At 72.8% G+C, this 22,235-nt stretch carries 21 protein-coding genes; 11 read left to right on the plus strand and 10 right to left on the minus strand.

The features are described 5' to 3' along the window. Window positions 1-170 precede the first annotated feature (170 nt). The 4 genes from ACZ6C1_RS18220 to ACZ6C1_RS18235 are packed head-to-tail and all read left to right on the plus strand — an operon-like array spanning window position 171 to window position 3,834. Window positions 171-557 (plus strand): hypothetical protein, encoded by a 387-nt coding sequence (locus ACZ6C1_RS18220; RefSeq protein ID WP_469242100.1) that lies wholly within the window; start codon window positions 171-173, stop codon window positions 555-557. Between the two features lie 17 nt (window positions 558-574). Continuing rightward, the gene (locus ACZ6C1_RS18225; protein ID WP_469242101.1) at window positions 575-2,338 is read left to right on the plus strand and encodes a sodium/solute symporter; all 1,764 of its coding nucleotides are present in this window, start codon (window positions 575-577) and stop codon (window positions 2,336-2,338) included. Next, on the plus strand, window positions 2,335-3,555 hold the full coding sequence (locus ACZ6C1_RS18230) for a histidine kinase (RefSeq protein ID WP_469242102.1): 1,221 nt from the start codon (window positions 2,335-2,337) through the stop codon (window positions 3,553-3,555). Before ACZ6C1_RS18225 ends, ACZ6C1_RS18230 begins: the two co-directional genes overlap by 4 nt. A gap of 57 nt (window positions 3,556-3,612) precedes the next feature. Then, entirely contained in the window at window positions 3,613-3,834 is a 222-nt protein-coding gene (locus ACZ6C1_RS18235) for a DUF6296 family protein (protein WP_469242103.1), read from the plus strand. A gap of 17 nt (window positions 3,835-3,851) precedes the next feature. Here the strand turns inward: ACZ6C1_RS18235 and ACZ6C1_RS18240 are convergent, their stop codons facing one another. Continuing rightward, on the minus strand, window positions 3,852-4,355 hold the full coding sequence (locus ACZ6C1_RS18240) for a hypothetical protein (RefSeq protein WP_469242104.1): 504 nt from the start codon (window positions 4,353-4,355) through the stop codon (window positions 3,852-3,854). A gap of 183 nt (window positions 4,356-4,538) precedes the next feature. Further along, on the minus strand, window positions 4,539-5,078 hold the full coding sequence (locus ACZ6C1_RS18245; protein WP_469242105.1) for a sigma-70 family RNA polymerase sigma factor: 540 nt from the start codon (window positions 5,076-5,078) through the stop codon (window positions 4,539-4,541). Window positions 5,079-5,351: 273 nt separating this feature from the next. Between ACZ6C1_RS18245 and ACZ6C1_RS18250 the strand changes: the two genes are divergently transcribed. Continuing rightward, window positions 5,352-6,545 (plus strand): CapA family protein, encoded by a 1,194-nt coding sequence (locus ACZ6C1_RS18250; protein WP_469242106.1) that lies wholly within the window; start codon window positions 5,352-5,354, stop codon window positions 6,543-6,545. A 407-nt stretch (window positions 6,546-6,952) separates the two neighbouring features. On the opposite strand, the gene ACZ6C1_RS18255 is transcribed toward ACZ6C1_RS18250, so the two are convergent. Beyond that, complete coding sequence (locus tag ACZ6C1_RS18255) at window positions 6,953-8,407, minus strand: amino acid permease (RefSeq protein ID WP_469242107.1); 1,455 nt, start codon at window positions 8,405-8,407, stop codon at window positions 6,953-6,955. Between the two features lie 185 nt (window positions 8,408-8,592). On the opposite strand from ACZ6C1_RS18255, the gene ACZ6C1_RS18260 reads away from it, so the two are divergent. Further along, window positions 8,593-9,459 (plus strand): polysaccharide deacetylase family protein, encoded by an 867-nt coding sequence (locus tag ACZ6C1_RS18260; RefSeq protein WP_469242108.1) that lies wholly within the window; start codon window positions 8,593-8,595, stop codon window positions 9,457-9,459. A 55-nt stretch (window positions 9,460-9,514) separates the two neighbouring features. On the opposite strand, the gene ACZ6C1_RS18265 is transcribed toward ACZ6C1_RS18260, so the two are convergent. Further along, window positions 9,515-10,177 carry a class F sortase gene (locus tag ACZ6C1_RS18265; RefSeq protein WP_469242109.1) on the minus strand — a complete coding sequence of 221 codons (663 nt, stop codon included), beginning with the start codon at window positions 10,175-10,177 and terminating at the stop codon, window positions 9,515-9,517. Between the two features lie 323 nt (window positions 10,178-10,500). Between ACZ6C1_RS18265 and ACZ6C1_RS18270 the strand changes: the two genes are divergently transcribed. Next, window positions 10,501-10,986, plus strand: a complete 486-nt coding sequence (locus ACZ6C1_RS18270) for a hypothetical protein (protein WP_469242110.1) — start codon at window positions 10,501-10,503, stop codon at window positions 10,984-10,986. Window positions 10,987-11,094: 108 nt separating this feature from the next. Here the strand turns inward: ACZ6C1_RS18270 and ACZ6C1_RS18275 are convergent, their stop codons facing one another. From ACZ6C1_RS18275 to ACZ6C1_RS18285, 3 genes are all read right to left on the minus strand, one after another. Next, entirely contained in the window at window positions 11,095-11,652 is a 558-nt protein-coding gene (locus ACZ6C1_RS18275; RefSeq protein ID WP_469242111.1) for a hypothetical protein, read from the minus strand. 171 nt (window positions 11,653-11,823) lie between these two features. Beyond that, window positions 11,824-12,597, minus strand: coding sequence for a bestrophin-like domain (locus tag ACZ6C1_RS18280; protein ID WP_469242112.1), 774 nt, complete (start codon window positions 12,595-12,597; stop codon window positions 11,824-11,826). A gap of 48 nt (window positions 12,598-12,645) precedes the next feature. Continuing rightward, window positions 12,646-13,215, minus strand: coding sequence for a hypothetical protein (locus ACZ6C1_RS18285; RefSeq protein WP_469242113.1), 570 nt, complete (start codon window positions 13,213-13,215; stop codon window positions 12,646-12,648). 207 nt (window positions 13,216-13,422) lie between these two features. On the opposite strand from ACZ6C1_RS18285, the gene ACZ6C1_RS18290 reads away from it, so the two are divergent. The 3 genes from ACZ6C1_RS18290 to ACZ6C1_RS18300 all read left to right on the plus strand — a co-directional run bounded on the left by ACZ6C1_RS18290 (window position 13,423) and on the right by ACZ6C1_RS18300 (window position 17,704). Next, entirely contained in the window at window positions 13,423-14,457 is a 1,035-nt protein-coding gene (locus ACZ6C1_RS18290; RefSeq protein WP_469242114.1) for an SCO0930 family lipoprotein, read from the plus strand. 269 nt (window positions 14,458-14,726) lie between these two features. Continuing rightward, the gene (locus tag ACZ6C1_RS18295) at window positions 14,727-15,539 is read left to right on the plus strand and encodes an SAM-dependent methyltransferase (protein WP_469242115.1); all 813 of its coding nucleotides are present in this window, start codon (window positions 14,727-14,729) and stop codon (window positions 15,537-15,539) included. Continuing rightward, window positions 15,536-17,704: a putative bifunctional diguanylate cyclase/phosphodiesterase gene (locus ACZ6C1_RS18300; RefSeq protein ID WP_469242116.1), complete on the plus strand. Its 2,169-nt coding sequence runs from the start codon at window positions 15,536-15,538 to the stop codon at window positions 17,702-17,704. Before ACZ6C1_RS18295 ends, ACZ6C1_RS18300 begins: the two co-directional genes overlap by 4 nt. Window positions 17,705-17,818: 114 nt before the next feature. Here the strand turns inward: ACZ6C1_RS18300 and ACZ6C1_RS18305 are convergent, their stop codons facing one another. The 3 genes from ACZ6C1_RS18305 to ACZ6C1_RS18315 form a co-directional block, all read right to left on the minus strand. Further along, window positions 17,819-18,622, minus strand: coding sequence for a phosphatidate cytidylyltransferase (locus ACZ6C1_RS18305; RefSeq protein WP_469242117.1), 804 nt, complete (start codon window positions 18,620-18,622; stop codon window positions 17,819-17,821). After that, window positions 18,619-20,397: an aminotransferase class I/II-fold pyridoxal phosphate-dependent enzyme gene (locus ACZ6C1_RS18310; protein ID WP_469242118.1), complete on the minus strand. Its 1,779-nt coding sequence runs from the start codon at window positions 20,395-20,397 to the stop codon at window positions 18,619-18,621. Before ACZ6C1_RS18310 ends, ACZ6C1_RS18305 begins: the two co-directional genes overlap by 4 nt. A gap of 157 nt (window positions 20,398-20,554) precedes the next feature. After that, window positions 20,555-21,436 (minus strand): LysR family transcriptional regulator, encoded by an 882-nt coding sequence (locus ACZ6C1_RS18315; RefSeq protein ID WP_469242119.1) that lies wholly within the window; start codon window positions 21,434-21,436, stop codon window positions 20,555-20,557. A 94-nt stretch (window positions 21,437-21,530) separates the two neighbouring features. Between ACZ6C1_RS18315 and ACZ6C1_RS18320 the strand changes: the two genes are divergently transcribed. Beyond that, window positions 21,531-22,235 (plus strand): succinate dehydrogenase cytochrome b subunit, encoded by a 705-nt coding sequence (locus tag ACZ6C1_RS18320; protein ID WP_469242120.1) that lies wholly within the window; start codon window positions 21,531-21,533, stop codon window positions 22,233-22,235.

The raw sequence follows: 22,235 nt of genomic DNA on the forward strand, positions 1-22,235 counted from the left end.
GACCCGTGAGCCGTGAGCCGGGACCCGGGAGTCGGGACCCGGGAGCCGGCACCGGGACCCGGGACCCCGGAGCCGCGGGGCGGACAAAACCGGGTCTACCTTCGGATATGGCTTCTGCGTAGACTCCACCATCCGAGCCAGCCGCCCCGCCAGCCGACCCACGGACGCCGATGCACGCAGAGCACGAACCCGCGCGCCGCCCCCGCCGCGAGACGGTCACCGGTGTGCCGCGCTCCGCCCGCCGTCCGCCCGGTCACGCGCCCGCCCGGTCCGAGATCAGCGAGCAGACGACCCTCGGCCACACCTACGTACGGTCCCTGATGCGCAGCCAGCTGCGCGCCGCGCTCTACGCCCTCGCCACCCTCGCCCTGCTCGTCGGCTCGCTGCCCCTGCTGTTCACCCTCCCGACGGCTCTCGGGCGCGGCTCCGCCGAGCCCTTCGCCTGGGCCGCCCTCGGCGTCGGCGCGTACCCCGTCATCTGGCTCATCGCCCGCTGGTACGTCCGCCGCGCCGAGCGCAACGAGCGTGACTTCACCGGTCTCCTGGAAGGCCGCTGAGCCCGTATGGACCGGCCGTGAACCAGACCTACGCGGTGGCCGCCGTCACCGCCGTCGTCCTCGCCACCGTGCTCATCGGCGCGCTCGGACTGCGCATCTCCCGCACCACCTCCGACTTCTACGTCGCCTCCCGGACCGTGGGCCCCGGCCTCAACGCCGCCGCCATCAGCGGCGAGTACCTCTCCGCCGCCTCCTTCCTCGGCATCGCCGGACTCGTCCTGCTCCAGGGACCCGACATGCTCTGGTACCCGGTCGGCTACACCGCCGGCTACCTCGTCCTGCTGGTCCTGGTCGCCGCCCCGCTGCGCCGCTCCGGCGCGTACACGCTCTCCGACTTCGCCGAGGCCCGCCTGGAGTCGCCCGAGGCGCGCCGGCTGGCCAGCCTGTTCGTGGTCGGCATCGGCTGGCTGTACCTGCTGCCGCAGCTCCAGGGCGCCGGCCTGACGCTGGAGATCCTCACCGGCGCCCCCGGGTGGGTCGGCGGGCTGGTCGTCGCCGTCGTCGTCACCGGGGCCGTCGCGGCGGGCGGGATGCGCAGCATCACCTTCGTCCAGGCCTTCCAGTACTGGCTCAAGCTCACCGCCCTACTGGTTCCCGCGCTGTTCCTGGTCGCCGCCTGGTGGGGCGACGACGCGCCGCGCGCCCGGTTCGACGCGCCCGCCGTCTTCCGGGAGCACACCGCCGTCACGGTCGACGACACCGTACGTATCGACATCGACGCGCCGCTGACCCTGACCGTGTCCGGGCGGGTCGACTCCAGCGTGTACGAGGAGGACCGGGTCACCCTGACCGAGGGGAGTCACCGTGTCGAGGCCGGCACCACACTGCGCTTCCCCGAGGGCGCGCACGTGCCCGAGCGCGCCGCCACCGGGGACGACCCCCTCGGCTGGTCGCAGCCGCTGGCGGACGGCCGCGACGGCCACCAGCTGTACGCCACGTACGGGCTGATCCTCGCCACGTTCCTCGGCACGATGGGGCTGCCGCACGTCGCCGTGCGCTTCTACACCAGCCCCGACGGGCGCACCGCCCGCCGCACCACGCTCGTGGTCCTGGGCCTCGTGGGCGCCTTCTACCTGCTTCCTCCGGTGTACGGCGCGCTGGGCCGGATCTACGCGCCCGAACTGACCCTGACCGGTGCGGCCGACGCCGCCGTGCTCGTCCTGCCCGACCGGGTCGTGGGCGGGCCGGCCGGTGACCTGCTGGGCGCCCTCCTGGCGGGCGGGGCGTTCGCCGCGTTCCTGTCCACGGCGTCGGGGCTGACCATGTCCGTCGCGGGCGTGCTGAGCCAGGACGTGCTGCCCTCGCGCGGGGTGCGGCACTTCCGGCTGGCGACCGTGCTCGCCATGGCGGTGCCTCTGGCGCTCAGCCTGGTCGCGACCCACGTGCCGGTGGCCGACGCCGTGGGCCTGGCGTTCGCCGTGTCGGCGTCCTCGTTCTGCCCGCTGCTGGTCCTCGGCATCTGGTGGCGGCGGCTCACCCCGCCCGGCGCGATGGCCGGTCTGGTGGCGGGCGGCGGGGCCGCGCTCACGGCCGTGATGGCGACCCGCGCGGGGCTCGCCCCCGAGGGGTGGCCGCACACACTGATGGCGTGGCCCGCCGTCTGGTCCGTGCCGCTCGGGTTCCTGACCATGGTGGCCGTGTCGCTCGCCACGCCCCGCCGCGTCCCGGCGGGCACCCCGGCCATCCTGGCCCGGCTCCACCTGCCCGAGGACCTGGTGGGCAGGCCACGGGGCAGGCCACGCCTCCGGGCGCCGGAACAGCGCGGGGGAGCCGCCCGATGAGCGGAACGCTGCTCGCGGCCCTCGCCGCCGCCGGAGCCGTGCTCCTCGCCGCCGGGTTCGCGCTCGGGCGGCTCACGGCGCGACGGGCCGGCAAGGACGTCCTGGACCTCGGCACCCCCGTGGAGCGCGCCACCTTCCACACCCTGCACACCGCGTCCCTCGCCGCCCCGCCCCTGCGGGCCGGGCTCACCGAGGACACCGCGCGCAAGGCCGCCCGGCGGCTGCGCTCGCTGCTCGGCACGGAGGCCCTGTGCCTGACCGACCGCACGGCCGTGCTCGCCTGGGACGGTCCCGGTGGCGACCACCACCGGGGCCAGGTGATGGAGCGGGTCGCCGAGGTGCTCGGCTCGGGGCGGGGCCAGAGCGTGCGTGCCGCATGCGACGAGCCGGACTGCCCCCTGCGCTGGGCGGTGATCGCGCCGCTGACCGGTGAGGAGGGAGTGCTGGGCGCCCTGGTGGCGTACGGCTCGCACGAATCGGCGGTGCTGGCGCGGGCCGCGACGGAGGTGGCCCGCTGGGTCTCCGTACAGCTCGAACTGGCGGAGCTGGACCGGTCCCGTACACGTCTGATCGAGGCCGAGATCCGGGCCCTGCGCGCGCAGATCTCCCCGCACTTCATCTTCAACTCGCTCGCCGCCATCGCGTCCTTCGTCCGCACGGACCCGGAGCGCGCCCGTGAACTCCTCCTGGAGTTCGCCGACTTCACCCGCTACTCGTTCCGGCGGCACGGCGAGTTCACCCAGCTCGCCGACGAGCTGCGCTCCATCGAGCAGTACCTGGCGCTCGCGGGCGCCCGGTTCGGCGACCGGCTGCAGGTGACCCTCCAGGTGGCGCCCGAGGTGCTGCCGGTGACGCTGCCGTTCCTCTGCCTCCAGCCGCTGGTCGAGAACGCCGTCAAGCACGGCCTGGAGGATTCCCGCACCACCTGCCGGGTGACGATCGCGGCCGAGGACGCGGGCGCCGAGGCGGTCGTCACCATCGAGGACGACGGCGTCGGCATGGACCCGGACGTGCTGCGTGCCATCCTCGCCGGGGAGCGCCCCCGGATCTCCGGCATCGGGCTGTCCAACGTCGACGAACGGCTGCGCCAGGTGTACGGGGACGACTACGGGCTCGTCGTCGAGACGGGCGTCGGCGCGGGCATGAAGGTCACGGTGCGTGTCCCCAAGTATCGCCCGGGTGTGCACCGCGACCCACCGGCGTCCGTTCAGGCATGAAAAGTCCTGGTTTGGGGACGCGGGTGCGTGGCGGTGAACGCTCACCGGGAGGCAGCCATGAGCATCCATGATCACTACGAGCTGGACTTCGGGCAGGAGGACGTCGTGCAGGTGCACCGCACCGAGCGCACCGGGGCCGGCGGGCATCCGGTCTACGCGGACGACACCGGCATCGTCCTGGCGGAGATAAGCGACCGGGGCGAGGTCAGGATGCTGGCCAGCAGCGGCCACCAGGACCTGCCCGCCAGAGTCCGCGCGCGCCCTGTCCAGCCGCACTGAGGTCGCCGCACCGCGGTTCAGTACAGCCTTAGTGCCAGGTGTCCCAGGGGTACGCCGAGGCGCCAGGAGGGGAGCCAGACCGCCTCCGACTCGTCGACCGTGAGCCCGGTGGCCGGGCCGGCCGACAGGGCGCCCAGGTCGGTGGCGAGGAGGTGGGTGCCCTCCAGCCGGCGCCAGGTCTCCCGGGCGAGGGCGAGGCCCTCGTCGTCGTCACCGTCGCGTTCCCGGCGGGCGGTCAGCCGCTCGCGTACCCAGTCCTCCCAGGGGTGGCCGTACGCGGTGCGGGTCAGCCATTCCTCCAGCCGGTCCTCGGCGCCCGGACCGGGCGGGTCGTCGGTGCCGTCGCCCAGGTAGACGGTGAGCGCGAGCGTCCGGCGGCCCGCCTGGTACTCGAGTGAGCCCGGTTCGACCAGGCCGCCGGCTCTCAGTAGTTCATCGGCGATGTACTCGGCACACAGCCAGGCCATCGGGACGGCCAGCCCTCCGCCCCCGCCGGTGCCGTTCGTGCTCTCGGGCCGCAACGTTCCCACCTTCTCCCGGACGTTCTGCGCGTGCGTGTGGTCCTTGACGACGAGCCTCTACCGTCAGGCACGGCCCGGGGCCGCTCTTTGCTCAACTCGGCGGTGTGGTTTCGCCTACATTCCGGCCGGAGCGGTGACGCACGGGCGGCGACGGGCCCGGAGGGGACGGTGGGGCGGGAGGGGTCATGCCGGGAGCGAGCCGGAGAGCGTCCGGCTGTAGCCGGGCAGGCACCGGCCGAGCGCCCGCAGCGCGTAGTGGGACCGCGACTTGACCGTCCCGGCCGGTATACCCAGTTCCGCGGCGGCCTCCTTCACGGAGAGGCCGTCGAAGTAGATCCGCACCAGCACCGCGCGATGCTCGGGGCTCAGTTCGCGTACCGCCGCCCGTACGTCCAGCGCGGCGACGGCGGACTCGGTGACGTCCGAGGGGTCCGGGGTGCCGGCGAGCACGCCGTCCCCGATCTCGGTGGGGCGGGCCATCCGGGACCGGCGGGCGTCGATCGCCAGGCGCCGGCCGACGGTGAAGAGCCAGGGGCGCATCGACTCGTACGGGGCCTCGAACGCCTCGGGGTGCTGCCAGGCGCGGACGAGCGTCTCCTGGAGCAGGTCCTCGGCGCGCTGTCTGTCGCCGTACGTGAGGCCGAGCAGGAAGCTCAGCAGCGCGGGTCCGTGTTCCCGCTGGAGCTCCTCCAAGGCCCGCTCGTCGGTGGTCGCCGTCGTCATCGTCACACCCTTTCCCGCCGTACTTCAGACCCTCGACGCGTATCCGAACGCATCCGTGCCCGAAGGGACAGGCGCCGCACCGGGACGTGCGACGAGCGGTCACACCGAGCGGTGAATGGCGCGGTGAACGGTCACCCACAGGGATAAGTCCACCATCACTGCGTTTGTATGATTTTGCGTATTTAAGGATTGACTGATCCTCATTTCCCGTAGGGATCCGGGGGAGCGCCCCTCTCTTCCCCCAGCACCCCGAAGCCCCACGGAGCCCGGCTGATGACCCTCACACCCACGCGACGGACCACGCTCGCGGTCGCCACCGTTCTTCTCTCCGCGGCGGCAGGCTGTGCCGGTCCGCAACCGGAGCCGCGCACCGCGGCCGTCCCGGCCGGCCGGCCGGTGCCCTCCTCCGCGGGCGGCCCGGTCGCCGCGCCCACGGGCGGGTTCACGCTCGTGGCCAGCGGTGACGTCCTGCCGCACGCCTCGATCATCCGGCAGGCCCAGGCGGACGCGGGCGGGACCGGCTACGACTTCCGCCCCATGCTCTCCGGCGCGAAACCGGTCGTCTCCAAGGCCGATCTCGCCATCTGCCACATGGAGACGGTGTACGGGAAGGACGGCGGTCCCTACACCGGCTACCCGTCCTTCAAGTCGCCGCCCGAAGTCGCCCCCGCCCTCGCCGCCACCGGCTACGACTCCTGCTCCACCGCCTCCAACCACACCCTCGACGACGGCGCCGCGGGCCTCGGCCGCACCCTGGACGCCCTGGACAAGGCGGGCGTCCGCCACGCCGGTTCCGCCCGCACCGCCGCCGAGTCCGTCCGTCCCACCCTGCTCAAGGCGGGCGGCGCCACGGTGGCCCACCTGGCGTACACCTATGGCACCAACGGCATCCCGCTGCCCCAGGGCAGACCCTGGGCGGTCAACCTCATCGACGAGAACAAGATCCTCGCCGACGCGCGGGCGGCCCGCACCGCCGGTGCCGATGTCGTCGTGGTCAGCCTGCACTGGGGCACCGAGTGGCAGACCGCCCCCGACCGGCAGCAGGTGAACCTCGGCCGGAGCCTCACCGCCTCGGCCACCGGCCGCCGCCCGGACATCGACCTGATCATCGGCACCCACGCCCACGTCCCCCAGGCGTACGAGAAGGTCAACGGCACCTGGATCGTCTACGGCATGGGCGACCAGATCGCCGGCGACATGATCAACTACAGCGGCGCGTTCGACCCGCGCGGCAACCAGGGCACCATGGGCCGCTTCACGTTCGCCCCGCCGGCCACCCCCGGCGGCCGCTGGAACGTGGCGAAGGCGGAGTTCCTGCCGACGTGGTTCAACACCGGGACGGGCCGGGTGGTCGACCTCAACGCCGCGATCAAGGGCGGTCAGAACCTCACCGTCGTGCGCGACCGTATCCAGCAGGTCGTCCTCAGCCGCGGCGCGGCCAAGGACGGCCTGGTCATGGGGGAGTAGGCGCGGCCCGAAAAAGGGGCTCAGGGGGGACGAACCATCATGCCGTGCCACCGGCTCATCGTGAACCGGCCCGGTCGGCGCTCCCCGCAGCCTGCGCCGCGCCGGGTCGGCCGGCTGACCCCGTGCACAACGCTCACACCGCACGGGGGCGCTCACCCCGCTGCTCCCATCCGCCGTGCCAGGATGCAGAGCGCGTTGATCAGGATCCTCCTGTCGGAGGGGACCATCGCGACTCCGGGGAACGACACCATGAATCCGGAGCACGTCCTGGTCTTCGGACGGGTGTCCGGCCTGCCGCCCGCCCTGCGTCCCACGTTCGTTCCACCCGGGCGCTGGCCGGACCATGGGGAACGGCCCGCCGGTTCTCCCGGTGGGCCGTTCGCCATGGGGTGCGCGGCTGTGCGGGCCTACGGCGCGGGCGGTCCGTCCGCCCCCGCCCGGTTCCGGGCCGCGGCCTCGGCCTTCGCCAGGTTGGACTTGCGGTACGAGTAGCCGAAGTAGACCACCAGCCCCAGCGCGAACCACACGGCGAAGCGGGCCCAGGTCTGCCACTGCAGGAACGTGATCAGCCAGACGGAGAAGATCACCCCGATCGCCGGCACGAACGGCATACCGGGCGTACGGAACGTCCGTGGCAGTTCCGGCCGCTTGTAGCGGAGCACGATCACCGCGATGCACACCACCACGAACGCCAGCAGGATGCCGATGTTGGTCAGTTCGGCCGCCTCGCCGATCGGCAGGAACCCCGCGATGAGCGCCGACGCGACACCGACGATCCACGTCACCCGGGTCGGCACGTGGCGGGTCGGGTGCGTCTTGGCGAACCAGTGCGGCAGCAACCCGTCCCTCGACATGGAGAACCAGACACGGGTGACACCCAGCATGAAGGTGAACATGACCGTCAGAATGCCGATGATCGCGCCCACCGCGATGACGTCCGCCAGTGCGTCGAGGCCCACCGACTTGAAGGCGGTGGAGAAGCCGCTCTCCGGGTCGATCTCCGTGTAGTTCTGCATACCGGTCAGGACCAGGCAGGCCAGCACGTACAGCACCATCGAGATGGCGAGCGAGTAGAGGATGGCCTTCGGCATGTGGCGCTGGGCGTCCTTGGACTCCTCGGCCGCCGTCGACATCGCGTCGTAGCCGAAGACCGCGAAGAACACGGTCGCCGCGCCGGTGAACGCGCCACCCAGCCCGTACGGGAAGAACGGGGTGTAGTTGTCGGTGGTGATGTGGAAGAAGCCCACCACGATCACCAGCAGCACGACCAGCACCTTCAGGATCACGACGACCGTCTCGAAGCGTGCCGCGTTCTTGATGCCGAGGGTGAGCAGGTAGGCGATCAGCAGGCACAGCACCGCCGCGAACAGGTCGACCTGGTGGCCCTCGCCCGTCCCCGGCGCGCCCAGCATCCAGGCGGGCAGCTCCGCGCCCACCTCGCCCAGCAGGAAGTTGAAGTATCCGGAGATGCCGATGGCGACGACCGCGACGATGGCGGTGTACTCCAGCAACAGGTCCCAGCCGATCAGCCAGCCGACGAGCTCACCGAGCACCGCGTACCCGTAGGTGTACGCCGACCCGGCCTTGGGAATCAGCCCCGCGAACTCCGCGTAACTGAACGCGGCGGCCGCGCTGGCGATGCCCGCGATCAGGAACGAGACGAGCACCGCGGGCCCGGCGGTGCCGTTGGCGACCGTACCGGCGAGGGTGAAGATGCCCGCGCCGATGATGCCGCCGACACCGATGGCGGTCAGTTGCCACAGCCCCAGCGTCCGGGTGAGCCGTTCCTCCTCGACACCCTCCTCGATCAGTGCGATGGGTTTGCGGCGCAGAATTCCCTGCCCCGCACGGATTCGGGCCATGAGCGTCACCTCTTTGCAGACGGCATCGGCTGACGGCGGATCATGATGGCCGACCCGGGGCTCCCGGGGAAGACGCCACGCACCGCCCGGCACCGCCCGTGGCCCCCTGGTCCCATCGGGTGCAATCGGATGCCCGGCCGGTGTGGGTGAGGGCCGCACGGCATCCGCCATGCGAGTTATTAGTCATGAAAAAAGATCAAATGCCCACAGGGCGGCGGGTGGTGCTGCGCATCGCCGCCGCCCTCGGGGCCACCACGACCTTCGGCCTCTTCGCCCTGGAACGCCCGGGCGGCGCGCCGCCACGGCCGGCCGGACCCACGCCCCCCGCGTACCCCGGCGCCGCCGGACCCCAGGTCGGCGCCCAGGCGGGCCCGCGCCTGGCACCCCCCTCCTCGTACCGCCTCCAGCCGATGACCTCGTACGCCCCGCCCCGCTACCGGCGCGCCCTGCCGCCCGTGCGGCAACGGCCCTTCCTGCGGGTCTCCGGCGCCGGCCGGTCGATGGTCCTCTCCTTCGACGACGGACCCGACCCCCGCTACACCCCCGCCGTCCTCGAGATCCTGCGCCGGTACGGCGTACGCGCCATGTTCTTCGTCTGCGGGGAAATGGCCGCCGTGAACCCGGACCTGCTGCGCGAGATGGCCGACGACGGACACGTGGTCGGCAACCACTCCTGGTCCCACCCGCTGATCCCCCGGCTCCGCCCCTCCCGCATCCGTGACGAACTGGGCAGCACCAGCGACCTCATCGAGCGGACCCTCGGCTCCCCACCCCTGTGGTACCGCGCCCCCTACGGCGCCTGGAACCGGCACTCGTTCGAGATCGGCGCCGAACTCGGCATGGAGCCGCTCGCCTGGACGGTGGACACCCTGGACTGGAAGGAACCGGGCGCGGGCCCGATCGTACGCCGCGTCCTGGACGGCGCCGGGCCGGGCGTGGTGGTCCTCTCCCACGACGCGGGCGGTGACCGCTCCCAGAGCGTGGCCGCACTGCGCACCTACCTGCCGGAGCTGCTGGCCGCCGGCTATCACCTCACCGTGCCGCGTCGATGAGCCGCGGCCCGGTGCCCCACGAGCGGGCCGGGCCGCCCGCGGCCCACCGGCCCGCTCAGCGGGTCGCCACCAGCCGCGCGAAGGCGACCACGTTGCCGTCGTAGCCGTTGGTCTTGGAATAGCCGCCGCCGCAGGTGATCACCCGCAGCTCCGGCTGCCCGGTGTCGCCGTACACGCGCACTCCGGGGAAGTCCTCCTTGGAGAACACCTCGATGCCGTACACCTCGAAGACGGCCACCCGCCCGTCGTAGCGCGTCACTTCGACGTGGCTGCCCTTCTTGAGCGAGCCCAGGCCGTAGAAGACCGCCGGGCCGGCCTCGTTGTCGACGTGACCGACGATCACCGACGTCCCGCGCTGCCCCGGCGAGATGCCGTTCTGGTACCAGCCCGCCATATTGGGGTCCTGGGCGGGGGGTGCGTCGATCCAGCCCTCCCGGTCCAGCCCGACGTCCATGATGGGCGCGTCGACGTCGATCGACTCGATACGGATCCGGGACGCCGGCGCGTACGCGAGCGGCCGCAGCCCGGCGGGCGGGACGGGTGCCGCGCCCACGCGGCGGCCCTCCGAGACGGCGGCGGGAGCCGGCTGGGGCGGGCCGGGCTGAATGTCGACGCCGTTCCGCATCATCGCGAGACCGGTGAGCATGACGAGAGCCAGCGCGCCCCACGGTGAGCGTCTCCTCGACTCCAAGCCACAGTGGTCCAGGCCCCTGCCCATGGTTCTCCCTTCGCGGCGTAGTACGCACGCTAAGTGCGCCGTGCCGCACCGGCGATCAGGAGAGGGGCGAACGGGTGGCGCGCGCCAGAGGGGATGACCCATCCGAGTCATCGTCGTCCGGAACGTCCCGCACCGCCTCTGACGGTCCGTGACCTGCGGCTCCGTCAGATATGCGGGCGCGGGCACGGCGTGTCGGCTCACCGGGGTGGACGAGTGCCGAAATGCGGTAATCAGACTGACTTGTGAAGGTTCGTCGTGGAAGACGTACTCGTCGAATCCTCCCGGAGCGCCGCTTCGGGGCGTCTTCCACTGGAGGTTCAACGATGCGTGCTTCACGCGCTCTCGCGGTGGCCGCCACCGCCGGCGCGGCCATCGGGCTCTGCGCCCCGCTGGCCGTCGCGAACAACGGTCCTACCAACGTCACGGTCTCCCCTACCCGGGTCCACCAGGGTGGCCAGCTCGCGGTCAGCGCCATGGGGTGCGGCCACGGCGGCACGGTCACGTCCAACGCCTTCCCCAGGACCGCCCTCACGGTCAACGCCTCGGGCCACTCGGCCGCCACGCCCAGGATCTTCGACCACGCCACGCCGGGCCAGTACAACCTGGCCGTCAAGTGCAGTGACCACCCCATGGTGGTCACCAGGACCTTCACGGTCATCCGTGGCCGTGGCTCCGAGGGCGGCCTCGGCGGTTCGATGGCGCCCAGCTCCACCGAGATGGCCATCGGCGGTGCCCTGGTCGCCACTGCGGCCGTCGGCGGCGGGCTGTTCATCAGCCGCCGTCGCCGTCTGAACGGCGGAAAGGTCTGACCGGCCGAACCTCCCGGTCGGCCGAATACGCCCGTCGCCCCGAGTCCTGACCGACCAGGACTCGGGGCGACGGGCGTACGGGGCTCTTCGCGGGAGGGGCGGAGCCGCTCAGTGGCGACGGCTCTCGGCGCGGCGGCGCAGCATGTAGATGATCCCGGTGGCGGCCGCCACGACCAGACCGGTCCCGGCCGCGAGCTCGCCGGCGTTCATACCGCCGATGCTGCCGCCCTCGCCGCCGCGTACGCCCTGGGTGGGCGCCGTGGTGGTCACCGTCCGCGTCGCGGTCACCGTGGGCACGGCGGTCGAGTTGGCGGTCGGGGAGCTGGTGGCCCGCGCGATGGTGAGGTCGAGGGTGCCCGGCGTGCCACCGGCGCAGGTGAAGGACACCGTGTAGACCGCGCCGCGCCTGGCGTCCCAGTCGACGGTGGCCGTCGCCGAACGGCCGGCCGGGATGGTGACGGTGTCGAAGACTCCCGAGGAGGCCATGGCCGTGCCGGAGCAGCCGGGCGCCGTGAGGACGACCCTGCCCCCCGGCTGGACGGTCGACGGGCTGATGGCGAAGTCACCGGGGGCGAACTTGCCGGAAGCCACCGCCGGAGCGGGGGCGGTCAGGGCGAGAGCGGCCGCTCCGAGCAGAGCGGCGGAGGCGGCACCTATCGCGCGCATCGTCAATCCTCCGGGTCCCGAGGGGCAGCTGCGGAACGGATTTCCACAAAGCGTCTGATATGCACCTCGATGCCGGAAACGCTAGGAGCGCCTTACCACAACCGCGATCGCTGACGGGCGAATGGGGCACCGGGGTCCCCCGGACGGCGGACGTCACCACGCCGCCGCCGGTCAGTCTCCGAGGCCCGTCAGGTGGGGGAAGGCGTTCAGGAAGGGGTCGGGGGTCGCGGAGATCCCGCGGCCGAACGGCGCGTCGAAGGCCCAGATCAGGAACAGCAGGAAGGCGATGAGCGCGCTGAAGAGACCGGCCAGCAGCAACTCGCGGAAGGTGCGCCGGATCTGCAGCGTGAAGATCAGTCCCACCGTGATCAGCGCACCCGTGATCAGGCCGAACCACACCACCCCCGGCATGGTGGCGCCCGCGTTCTCGCCACGGGCGCTGCGCGCGTCGTCGGCGACCGCCACCTGGTCCACCAGCGGCTGGTACGCCTCGCCCTGGTGGGCGTCGGCGGGCCGGTAGTCGGAGACGCTGCGGCGCACCCGGTCCAGCAGTTCGGTGCCCTCGTCGGTCAGCTCGCCCCGTTCGGCCATGGACTGCCACTCGGTGTCGACGACGTGCGAGACGTAGGCGTCCACGTCGGCCCGGATCCGCGCGCGTACGTCCGCGGGCCACACCTCCGCCCTGACGGACACCTCGTGCAGCGCCTGGGCCTCCTGACGGACGCTCTCCTGGGCGGCGCTGCGGCCCTCCCAGACGCCGGCGATCGCCAGACCCAGCACGATCGCGTACACCACGCCGATCATCATCGTCATGTACTCGAGGACGTCCGGGGTCTCGGACGGGTCGTCGTCATCGCCGATCCGGCGGTTGTTGATGACGACGATGGTCAGGACGACCGCACAGGCGGCAGCCATCGCGATGGACAGGACAAGCCATTCCGACAAGGTCTTCTCCGGGCGGTACTAGGCGGTACTGGGCGGTACCGGGCCGTGCTAGCGGGATGAGCGGGGGCGCAGGATGGCGGCGGCGAAGACCGCGGGGGCCATGATCAGGAGCATCACGGTGACGGTGGACGGGCCGCCCGCCGGTTCGGCGCGCTGCATGCGCCGGTAGGCGGGCAGCGGGACCGGGGCAGGTGGCGACGGTCGCGGGCGCAGCGACTCGGCCGGTGACGGAGTGGGCTGCGGCGGCGGTGCGAGGCGGGGTGGTGCGGCCGGCTCCGGCTCGGTCGGCGGGGGCGGGGCCGGTGCGGGCGGCGGCGGGGCCGGTCGCGGTGGCGGGGGAGGTGGCGGTGGCTGTGGCGGTGGTGGGGGTTCCGGCACCGCCTGTGTGGGTGGCGGGGGTGGCGGGGGCGGGGGTGGCTCCGGCGGGGGAGGGGGCTTCGGCGACGGGGCCGGGGCCGTCGTGCAGGTCGCACCGCCCGCGACCGCGACCACCGGGTCGGGGGTTCCGGGGCCGACGTGGGCGACGGCGCAGCTGTCGGCCGCCGCGGGAAGGGGGGCGGCCAGCAGCCAGCCGAGGGCGGCGGCCGCCAGGAGCCGCGCGACGAGGGTTCCGTACACGCGCAAGAGCATGATCGTTCAACGGTCCGGGCGCGTCCCGAAGTGTCGTAATTCCCCTGATGGAGGGGTTTTCGGGCGTGGGCCGTTACCGCATCCGGAGAAATTTTTCCGACGCGTTGAACGCACGCGGCCCTCCCACGCGTACATAGGGCCATGAACGGCGCACCTGGGGCGTCGCCAAAGTACCTCAATACAACGGGAGTTGACATGAAGACCTGGCGGAACGCCTCGCTCGCGCTGTCCGCGGCGGCCGTGCTCGCGCTGACGACGGCGTGCGGTCAGGAGAAGGGTGACCAGGCCCCGGCCGGATCGGTCGGCGCCGCCGCCCCGGCGGGTGCGCCCGCCGAGAACGGCGCCGGCTACGGCTCCGGCGCGGGTTACGGCTCCGGTGCCGGTTCCGGGGGACAGGAGGCCGCCGCCAAGTCGGCCGGCCAGCTCGCCATTTGGGACAGCAAGGAACTCGGCAAGGTCGTCACCGACAGCGAGGGCCTCACGCTCTACCGCTTCGACAAGGACACGCCGAACCCGCCCAAGTCCAACTGCGAGGGTGACTGCGCGAAGGCCTGGCCCATCGTGCCCGCCGAGGGTGCCAAGCCCCCGGCCGGTGTTGACGCCTCCCTCATGGGAGAGGTGACCCGCGCCGACGGCACCAAGCAACTCACCATCGACGGCTGGCCGATGTACCGGTACGTCAAGGACAGCAAGCCGGGCGACACCAAGGGCCAGGGCGTGGGCGGCACCTGGTTCGCGGCCGCCCCCGACGGCAAGAAGGCAGCCCTCGCGGGCGGCGGCGACGAGGGGGCCGCCGAGGACGAGGGTGCCGCCGAGGAGGGGGCGGCCGAGGACCAGGGCGGCGAGGGCGCGGGCGCGCCGGCCGACCTGGCCGGTCTGTCCGTCCGCAAGGACCCCAAGCTCGGCGAGATCGTCGTGGACAAGAACGGTATGACGGTCTACCGGTTCGAGAAGGACTCGGCGTGGCCCATGAAGACCGCCTGCACCGACGACTGCCTCAAGAAGTGGCCCGTCGTCGAACCGGTCGACAAGAACGACACCGAAGGGATCTCGCTGAAGGGGTACGTCACGTTCAACCGCCCCGACGGCATCAAGCAGCAGACCATCGACTGCTGGCCCCTCTACACCTTCGCGGGCGACAAGAAGCCCGGTGACACCAACGGTCAGGGCGTCGGCGGCACCTGGTTCGCCGTCTCGCCCGCCGGGAAGATGGTCGCGACGTCCAAGTAGAGTCCCCACGTACGTCGCGATTCGGGGGGTCCGGCCCAGCCGGCCCGCTCCCCCCGCCGGCCCGCCGCCCACGCCCCCCGCGTGAGCGGCGGGCCCGGTCGTGCTCCCGCGGAAGCGCACGTGCCGCTGTCCGATGACCGAGACGTGTGACCAAGAACGGATCTATAATTTCCGTTTCCCCTCGCCCTCCAGGCGGGCGATCAGTAGCCTCGGCTCGAACACTGGCCATGAACATGGCCGCATCCCGTGGCGACTTGTTGGAGACATCGATGGAGCGTCCCGCCTGGGCCCCGCCGGGCATCGACATTTCGGTGCCGAGCGTGTCCCGCATTTACGACTACTACCTGGGCGGTTCGCACAATTTCGAGGTGGACCGGGAAGCGGCCCGCAAAGCCATGGAGTTCATGCCGGGCCTTCCCAAGATCATGCAGGCCAACCGTGCCTTCATGCGCCGCGCCGTACGGTACGCGGTGAGTGAGGGCATCACCCAGTTCCTCGACATCGGCTCCGGCATACCCACCTTCGGCAACGTCCACGAGGTCGCCCAGGGCGCGGACCCCGAAGCCCGCGTCGTGTACGTCGACCACGACCCCGTCGCCGTCGCCCACAGCCGCGCGGTGCTGGAGGGGAACGAGACTGCCGGTGTCGTCGCCGGTGACCTGCGCAAGCCGCAGGACATCCTCACCGCCCCCGAGACCGGCGCCCTCCTCGACCTGGACCGGCCGGTCGCCCTGCTCCTGGTCGCCGTGCTGCACTTCGCGCAGGACGCCGACGAACCGGACCGGGCCCTCGCCGAACTGCGCGACGCCCTCGCGCCCGGCAGCCTCCTGATCCTCACCCACGCCTCGTACGAGGGCGTCCCGGTGCCCCCGGAGCGGGCGGGTGGCGCGGTGAAGGTCTACAAGGACATCCGCAACCCCCTGATCATGCGTACACGCGAGGAAGTGGCACGCTTCTTCGACGGTTTCGACATGGTCGAACCGGGCCTCGTGCAGATGCCGCACTGGCGGCCCGAGAACCCCGTCGACCAGGAGGATCCATACGCCTTCTCGGGCTTCGCAGGGGTGGGGCGCAAGGCGTGAACATGCCGGCGCAGGCCCCCGGTTCCGCCGCGGAACCGGACGGCCTGGAGGACAGACTCCAGCGGTTCGCGACCATCTGGAGCCGGGCCATCTTCCCCGTGACGGCCACGTCGCTGACCCGCCCGGAGATAGAGCGGCATCTGCTGCCGCTGGCACGGGACCTGAGCGACGCCCTGCACACGCGGCCGTTCGACCCGGCGCCCGCGCACCGCGTGGGCGCCGCCCTGGTGTCCGCCCACTGCACCGACCCGGACGCGCTCAGCCGTACCCTCGGCGTGGTCGACTCCTATCTGGTGCTGTACTGCGGGGGCGACGGCGAGACCGCCGTCCTGGAGGAGCTGCGGGCCCGCTGCTCCCGCCTCCAGCACGCGCTGGCGGCCGGCTTCGCCCAGGCGCTGCGCGAGCGCACCCTCGCCGAGCAGGAGGCCATCGCCCGTTCGGCGCTCATGGCCCGCAGCTTCGCGGAACAGGCCCTGCACGCCACCGAGGCCCGCTTCCGCGCCGTGTTCGAGGGCGCCGCCCTCGGTATCGGCATCGCCGACCTCGAGGGCAACATCCTGGAGGTCAACGGGGCGCTCACCCGGATGTTCGGCGGTCTGGAGCACCACGTCCGCGGCCGCAAGGTCAGCGAGTGGGTCCACCCCGAGGACGCGCCGCACGTCTGGAAGCTGTACGGGGAGCTGGTGCGCGGCGAGCGGGACGACTTCCGGGTCGAGAAGCCCTTCTACCGCGGCGACGGCACGGTCCTGTGGACCAACCTGACGGTTTCCCTGCTGCGGGACGCCGAGGGCCGCCCCCAGTACCAGCTCGCGCTGATGGAGGACACCACCGAGCGCCGGCTGCTCAACCTGCGGCTGCGGTACGAGGCGACACACGACGCGCTGACCGGGCTGCCCAACCGGACCCTCTTCTTCGAGCGGCTGGACAAGGCACTGGCCGCCACCGACGGCAGCCGCTTCGGGCTGTGCTACCTCGACCTCGACGGCTTCAAGGCCATCAACGACAGCCTCGGCCACGCGGCCGGCGACCGGCTGCTCGTCGAGGTCGCCGACCGGCTGCAGAGCGTCGCGACCCGGCCGGGCGAGATGGTGGCCCGGCTGGGCGGCGACGAGTTCGTGGCGCTGACCACCGGCACGGACACCGAACAGCAGGCGGTCGAGCTCGCGCACCGCATCCTCGCGGCCCTGGCCACGCCCGTCCGGCTGGACGGACGCGAGCTGACCGTGCGCGGCAGCGTCGGCGTCGTCGAGGGGCCCGCCGGGGAACGCGGGCCGGCGGAGGTGCTGCGCAGTGCCGACATCACCATGTACCGGGCGAAAGCGGCGGGCGGCAACCGCTTCGAGCGGGCGGACCCCGAGGCGGACGCCCGTGCCATCACCCGGCACGGCCTGACCACCGCACTGCCCGCGGCCCTGGACCGGGGCGAGTTCTTCATCGAGTACCAACCGCTGGTGCACCTCGGTGACGGCAGTGTGCACGGCGCCGAGGCGCTGGTGCGCTGGTGCCACCCGCAGCACGGTGTGCTCGGACCCGACCGGTTCATCCCGCTCGCCGAGCACACCGGGCTGATCGTGCCGCTCGGCCGCTGGGTGCTCCAGGAGGCCGTGCGGCAGGCGCGGTTCTGGAACCGCAGCCACGCGGACGGCGGACCCCTGCGCATCAACGTCAACCTGTCGCCGACGCAGCTCCACCACCCCAACCTGGTCGCCGACACCGTCGACGTCCTGGAGCGTTCCGGGCTCGACCCGGGCGCGCTGTGCCTGGAGGTGACCGAGTCGGCGCTGATCGGCGCCGACGAGGACCTGCTCAAGCCGCTGCGGCAACTGGCGGAGATGGGCGTGGACATAGCCCTGGACGACTTCGGCACGGGTTACTCCAACCTGGCCAACCTCCGCCGCCTCCCGGTCAGTGTGCTGAAACTGGACCGCTCCTTCACCCAGAGCATGCAGCAGCACCCGATCGACCCGGTCGATCTCAAGATCGTCGAAGGGATCGTCTCCCTGGCGCACAGCCTGGAACTCGCGGTGACGGTGGAGGGCGTCGAAACCGGCGCCCAGGCCGAGCAGTTGCGCGAACTGGGCTGCGACACCGCCCAGGGCTGGTACTACGCCCGCCCCGGCGCCCCGGACCGCATCCACTCCCTGGTCCTGGCCGACGCGGTGTGACCCTCCGCCGGGGTGGGCGGGCCCTTCCCGGCCCGCCCCCCGGGGCCCTCGCACGGGCCCCCGACCGGCCTCCACCCGCCTCCCCGCGGGCCGCCCGCAGCCCGCGGCCCGCGGTCAGCCCAGCACCAGCAGCACCGCCAGCGCGACGAGCAGGGAGTCGATCCGGTCCAGCAGGCCGCCGGAACCGGGCAGCCAGTCACCGGCGTCCTTCGCCCGCGCACCCCTCTTCACCATGGACTCGAGGAGGTCACCGGCCGGGCCGCCGACCGCCACCGCGACCGCCATCGGCCAGCCGGGCGCGGACAGCACGGCCAGTGTGCCGAGGCCCGCCACGGCCCCCGCCAGCGTCCCGCTCCACCGCTTGGCCGGCGAGAGCGGCGACAACCGCGGCCCGCCCAGCCTCCGGCCCGCGAAGTACGCCACGATGTCGGCCACCGAGACCGCGACGAACAGCGCCAGCCCGTCCGCCCCGAGCGGCACCAGCGCGGCCAGCACACCCAGCCACACCAGCCCCAGCAGCCCGGCACCCAGCCGGCGCAGACCGTCGTCGGCGTCACCGGCCACGAGCGGTACCGCGGCCACCGCGAGCGCCCCGGCCGCGGCCACCCGGAACACCTCTCCCGGCACCAGCCAGGCGGCCAGCACCACGCCCACCACCGCGGCCGCCAGCACCGCCCGGTCCGCCCGCCCCAGCCGCACCAGCCCGCCGTACTCCACCACCGCGATCACCCCGACCACGCAGGCGATGGCCGCCGTACCCGGGCGGCCCCACCAGAACGCCGCCGTGACCAGCGGCACCCCGACCGCCCAGGCGCACCACCTGACCAGCAGCTCACGCCGCCGGGACGCCGCCACCGCGACGCCGCTCAGCGCCAGCGCGCCACCGAGGAAGGGCGCCAGTGAGGCCACGGTGGTCACCGGGCGCCACCGGCGACGGGCAGGCCCACGGGTGCCGCACCGGACGCGGCCGGGCCGTGCCGCAGCGCGTCCAGGGCCGCCCCGAACGCGGCCACGATGCGCGCGTTCTCGGCGGTGTCCCGGACCGCGACGCGCACGGTGCGGCCCCGGTACTCCGGCGACAGCGGCGACAGGTCGCGCAGGTACACGTCGTGGCGGCGGCACTCGGCCACCAGCCGCGCGGCACTCGGCCCACCGGACGGCAGGGTCACCGAGAGGAAGTTCGCCACGGACTCCTCCACCACCAGGGACCTGTCCAGCCCGGCCAGGCCGGCGGCCAGCCGCCCGCGCAGCACGTGGGTGCGCTGCCGGCACGCCCGGTAGTGCTCCGGGTCCCGCAGGGCCGCCACCGCCGCGAGCTGCGCCGGGAGGCTCACCTGCCACGGCGGTGTCCACCGCCGCAGCGACGCCGCGGTGTCCGGCTCGGCCACCAGGTACGCGGCCCGCACGCCCGACAGCGCGTACATCTTGGACAGCGAGCTGCACACCACGACCCGCCGGTCCGTCGCGGCGAGTTCCGCCAGCGACTCGCCCATGTCGACGTAGCCGAGGTACGCCTCGTCGATCCACCAGCGGGTCCGCTCCGGCGCGCCGGCGATCACCGCACGCAGCTCGGCGGCCGGTGCGTGGCGCCCGGTCGGGTTGTTCGGGTTGACCACCACCACGAGGTCGTACCGCCCCGCCCCGACGGCCGCGGACAGCCGCTCCGGATCGATCCGCCAGCCCTCCTCGCGGCGCAGCCGGAACCGGTCCACCCGGCAGCCGATCACCCGCTCGGTGACATGGGCGTACTCGCCGTAGCCCGGGTCCATCAGCAGCACCCTGCTGTCCGGCGTCAGCCACCGCCCGAACGCCCGGAAGATCAGGTCGGACGAACCGGCGCCCACCGCGAGGGTCTCCACGGGCAGCGCCCGAGCCGTGGCGATCTCCGCCAGCAGGCCCTCGGCGCCGGTCGGCGGCGAGGTGCGGGCGGCCCAGCCCGGGTCTTCCGCGAGCGCCGCCCGCACACCGGGGGCGGGCGGGAACCAGGCGTCCAGCACATCGGCCGCGACCACCCGGTGGCGCCGGTGGAGGTCGCGGAAGTCCGTGCCGATGGCGGTGAACGAGGCGCCGCCGTGCTCGCACCCGTCCGGCCGGGGCTCGAACGCCACGTCCAGCCGCCAGTCCACCCGCGACCGCAGGCGCTCCACCACGCTGCCGTAACGGTCCCTCACCACCCGCGTCAGCGCGGCCACCTCACCGGTCAGCACCTCGAACGTCACCGCACCCGCGCGGACGGTGCGTCCCACCGGGCGCAGACCGGCGGCCACGTACATGTCGAGCAGCTCGGTGCGCCCCATCGCCACCACCCGGCGCCCGCCGCGGCCGGCGATCCAGCGCAGCGCCGCGTACATCAGCAGCGGCGCCACCGCGGTGGCCCGCCAGCGCGGCTCGACGGTGAGGATGCGCACTTCGAACACGTCCGGCTTCGCCAGCAGCGGCAACTCCTCGCGGTCCAGGTACTTGTCGAGCCCGTACCGGCCCAGCCAGGGCGGGGTCAGGCTGACGAAGCCGAGGCGGGCCTCGCCGCGCGCCGCGACCAGGTAGACGTTGTCGCCGTCCAGGCCGTCGCGGAGCCGGCCGGCCGGATCGGGCGCGTGCTGGCCCAACTCCTGCGCGTACACCCGGTGACGCAGTTCGTGGATCCACTCCAGATCCTCCGGGGTGGCAGTACGGAGCTGCACGTCACGCCTCATGGACACCTCTTCCGACGCGGGCTTGGGTCGCCTCATCGTCGAAGAACGCGGGCCGGCCCGGCAGGGACGAGCGACGCAGACGACCTGAGTACGCGTACTCAGGCGTTGCCGCCCCCGGCAGGGGAAGGCGGGGGCGGGTGTCCCGCCCGGAACGCCGTCACCCCCGCCGCGCCAGCAGGAGCCGCTGGAGCTCCCGCGCGGCCCGGGGCGGCTCCACGTCGCTGCGGTGCGCGAGCGCGATCGTGCGGCTCAGCCCCGGCCGCGCCAGCGCCGTGACCCTGAGGTCGCGCCCCGCCCGCGCCGCCACCATGGCCGGCACCACCGCCACACCCAGCCCCGCCCGGACGAAGCCGAGCACCGCGTCCATCTCGCCGCCCTCCACCGTGAACGACGGCTCGAACCCCTCCGCCCGGCAGGCCGCCACCGTCAGCTCCCGCAGGTCGTAGCCGTGCCGGAACATCACCAGGGGCTGCCCCTCCAGGTCCGCGATCCGCACCGGCCGGCGCGGGGCGGGGGCCGCCGCCGAGGAGACGACCACCAGGTCCTCGTGGAGCAGCTCGACGGTGGTCAGCGCCGGTGACGGGGTCGGCAGTGGCAGCACCACCAGGGCGAGGTCCAGCGCCCCGCGCGCCAGCTCACGGACGAGGTCGTGGGAACCGCTCTCCTCGATCAGCAGCCGGATGCCCGGATGCAGGTCGTGGAAGGCGCGCAGCACATCGGGCAGCAGCCCGGTGCACAGGCTGGGCGTCGCCCCGAGCCGTACCCGCCCGCGCCGGAGCTGCGCGAGCTCCTGGACCTCGTGACGCGCGGTGTCGGCGTCCGCCAGGATCCGGCGGGCCAGTGGCAGCAGCGCCTCGCCCGCGGCGGTGAGCGCGATGTTGCCGCGCGCCCGGCTGAAGAGCTCGGCCCCCAGCTCCTTCTCCAGGGCCCGGATCTGCTGCGACAGCGACGGCTGCGAGACGTGGACCCGCTCGGCGGCCCGGGTGAAGTGCCGGGTCTCGGCCACCGCCACGAAGTACTGAAGCTGCTGGAACTGCATGGCCCCAGCTTAAGCGCTCGATAGGCGAAGCCTATGGAGATCAGCCGGAGCATGTCTTGGACCTCTGGAGGGGGTGCCGCTTAGCGTCGGTGCCATGGCTCTGGCATCGCGGACGGATCGGAAACCGTCCCTCCCGCGCACGTTCTGGCGCTCGACGGTCGGCAAGAAGACGGTCATGGCCGTCACCGGCCTCATCATGATCGCCTACCTCGTCGCACACGTGATGGGCAACCTGAAGGTGTTCTTCGGCCCCGGCGAGTTCAACGCGTACGGCCACTGGCTGCGCACGATGGGCGAGCCCGTCCTGCACTACGAGTGGGGGCTGTGGATCGCCCGCGTGGTCCTGCTCTCGGCCGTGATCGCCCACGGCGTCTCGGCCTACCAGCTCAGCAGGCGCGACATCAGGGCCCGGCCCACGGCGTACGTGCACAAGCGCCGCCGCGCGAGCTACGCGACCCGGACCATGCGGTGGGGCGGTGTGATCGTGGCGCTGTTCATCGTCTGGCACATCCTCGACCTGACGACGCTGACCGTGAACCCGAACGCCCAGGCCGGCCACCCCTACGAGAACGTCGTCGCCACCTTCTCCACCTGGTACGGCAACGTCATCTACATCGTCGCCATGCTCGCCGTCGGGCTGCACATCCGGCACGGCTTCTGGTCCGCCGCCCAGACCCTCGGCGTGGGCAACGCCTCCCGCGACCGGGCCCTGAAGGCCCTCGCCAACGTCCTCGCGCTCGTGCTGACCGCGGGCTTCATCTCCGTACCCGTCGCCGTCATGACCGGAGTGGTGAGCTGA

This window comes from Streptomyces sp. NPDC041796 (assembly GCF_055590785.1).